Raw genomic sequence first — 2,572 nt, forward strand, 5'->3', positions numbered from 1 at the left:
ACCGGGCGGGCCGGGCGGGGCGGAGCGGGCGGGGCGGAGCGGGCGGGGCGGACCGGGCAGACCGGGCCGGGCGGAGCGGGCGGAGCGGGCGGAGCGGGCCGCGCGGGGCGGGGCGGACCGGGCGGACCGAGCGGGCGCGCCGGGCGGGCGGAGCGGACCGAGCGGGGCGGACCGGGCGGGCCGGGCGCGGCGGGATCGGACAGACGGGGCGGACCGGGCGGGTTCGGCCCGACACGCGGGCAGAGCGCCGGCCGGGTCAGCCTGGCCGGGGGCAGCCCGGTGCGCGTAACCCCCGCTAGATCGTGCTCGATCCAGGAAAGAGGCCCCTCCCAGCGCAACGAGGCCACTACATCCAGGAACGAGCACGATCATGGGGCGACCGCCCATCACCGGAGCGAGCGAGGACAGCCAGCGGCCGCCTCCGGCCCGGCAGCGAGCGAGCGACAGTGCTCAGGTGCTGGGCTTCGCGCCCGCGCCGTCGCCGGCCTTGGTGTCCTTGTCCAGGGCAGCCAGGATCGCCTCGGCGGTGCGCCGCCCCACCCCAGGCACCTCGGTGATCTCGTCGACCGTTGCCGCCGAGAGTCGTTTGAGCGAGCCGAAGTGCCGCAGCAGCGCCTTGCGACGTACCTCGCCCAGGCCGGGTACGTGGTCCAACGCTGATTCGGTCATCCGCTTGGAGCGGCGCTGCCGGTGGAAGGTGATGGCGAACCGGTGGGCCTCGTCACGCACCCGTTGCAGCAGGTAGAGCCCTTCCGAGGTGCGCGGGAGGATGACCGGGAACTCGTCGTCCGGGAGCCACACCTCTTCCAGCCGCTTGGCCAGCCCGCACAGGGCCACGTCGTCGATGCCGAGGTCGGCGAGGGCCTGCGCGGCGGCGGCGACCTGTGGGGCGCCGCCGTCGACGACCACCAGCTGTGGCGGGTACGCGAATTTTCGGGGCCGGCCGGTGGTCGGGTCGATCAGGATGCCGACCTGTGGATCCGTGGCGCCTCCGGGCGCGGCCGGATCGTCGGCCGACTCCACGCCCACCTCACCCGTCTCGGCCCTGGCGTCCAGGTAGCGGGCGAAGCGGCGACGGAGCACCTCGGACATCGCGGAGAGGTCGTCGGTGGCGCCCCGGACGATGAACCGCCGGTACTCGCTCTTGCGGGGCAACCCGTCCTCGAAGACCACCATGCTGGCGACCACGTCGGTGCCCTGGATCTGGGAGATGTCGAAGCACTCGATGCGCAGCGGCGAGGTGCTCATGCCCAGCGCCTCGCTGATCTCGTCCAGTGCCTTGCCCCGGGTGGTCAGGTCACCGGAGCGCTTGAGCTTGTGCCGGGCCAGCGCGTCCTTGGCGTTGCGCTCCACCGTCTCCATCAGTGAGCGTTTGTCGCCACGCTGCGGCACCCGCAGCGACACCCGACTGCCCCGGTGGTTGGAGAGCCACTCGGCCAGCGCGTCGGCGTCCGCGGGCAGCTCGGGGACCAGTAGTTCCCGAGGAACGTCGGCCTCGCCGTGCTCGCCGCCGTACACCTGGGTGCAGAAGTGGTGCACCAGGTCCCCGGTGGTCAGCTCCTCGGTCTTCTCCACCACCCAACCGCGCTGGCCGCGGACCCGGCCGTCGCGGACGTGGAAGACCTGCACAGCCGCCTCGAGCGGGTCGTCGGCGAACGCGACGACGTCCGCGTCGGTGCCGTCGCCGAGCACAACGGTCTGCTTCTCCATGGCCCGGCGCAGCGCGGCCACGTCGTCGCGCAGGCGGGCGGCCCGCTCGAACTCCAGCTGCTCGCTCGCCTCGGTCATCTCACGTTCGATCTTGCGGACCATGGTGTCGGTGCGCCCGGCCATGAAGTCGCAGAACCCGTCGACGATGGCCCGGTGTTCGTCGGCGGAGACGGTGCCCACGCACGGCGCCGAGCACTTGCCGATGTAGCCCAGCAGGCAGGGGCGACCGACCTGGCCGGCCCGCTTGAACACCCCGGCGGAACACGTGCGTGCGGGGAACACGCGCAGCAGCAGGTCGAGGGTCTCCCGGATGGCCCAGGCATGCGAGTAGGGACCGAAGTAACGCACGCCCTTGCGCTTGGCGCCGCGCATCACCTGCAGCCGGGGGTACTCCTCGTCGAGGGTGACAGCGAGATAGGGGTACGACTTGTCGTCGCGGTAGCGGACGTTGAACCGCGGGTCGTACTGCTTGATCCAGGTGAACTCCTGCTGGAGCGCCTCGACCTCGGTGCCGACGGTGATCCAGTCCACCGATTCGGCGGTGGTGACCATCTGCCGGGTGCGCTCGTGCAGGTTCCAGACGTCGCCGAAGTAGGAGTTGAGTCGGCTGCGCAGATTTCGCGCCTTGCCGACGTAGATCACCCGGCCGGTGCCGTCGCGAAAGCGGTAGACCCCTGGTAGCTCCGGGATGGTGCCGGGTGCGGGGCGGTAGGTCGAGGGGTCAGCCACGCCAACAAGCCTAGTCCGCAGCACCGACAGCCCACCGCAGGCGTGATCCACTCGGTGCCCCGGAAGTGGGGGGGGGGGGGCGACATCGGACTGCACACACAAAGAAAAGTGCAGCGTGAGGGGTGCACACGGG

1 protein-coding gene is annotated in these 2,572 nt (G+C 71.8%); it reads right to left on the reverse strand.

Translation table 11 applies throughout. The features are described 5' to 3' along the window. Positions 1–450: 450 nt before the first annotated feature. The gene (gene uvrC, locus AB0B48_RS29545) at positions 451–2,439 is read right to left on the reverse strand and encodes an excinuclease ABC subunit UvrC (RefSeq protein ID WP_357207185.1); all 1,989 of its coding nucleotides are present in this window, start codon (positions 2,437–2,439) and stop codon (positions 451–453) included. Positions 2,440–2,572 lie beyond the last annotated feature (133 nt).

Source organism: Micromonospora sp. NPDC049089 (genome assembly GCF_040648775.1).
In the GTDB taxonomy this organism is placed as follows: domain Bacteria; phylum Actinomycetota; class Actinomycetes; order Mycobacteriales; family Micromonosporaceae; genus Micromonospora.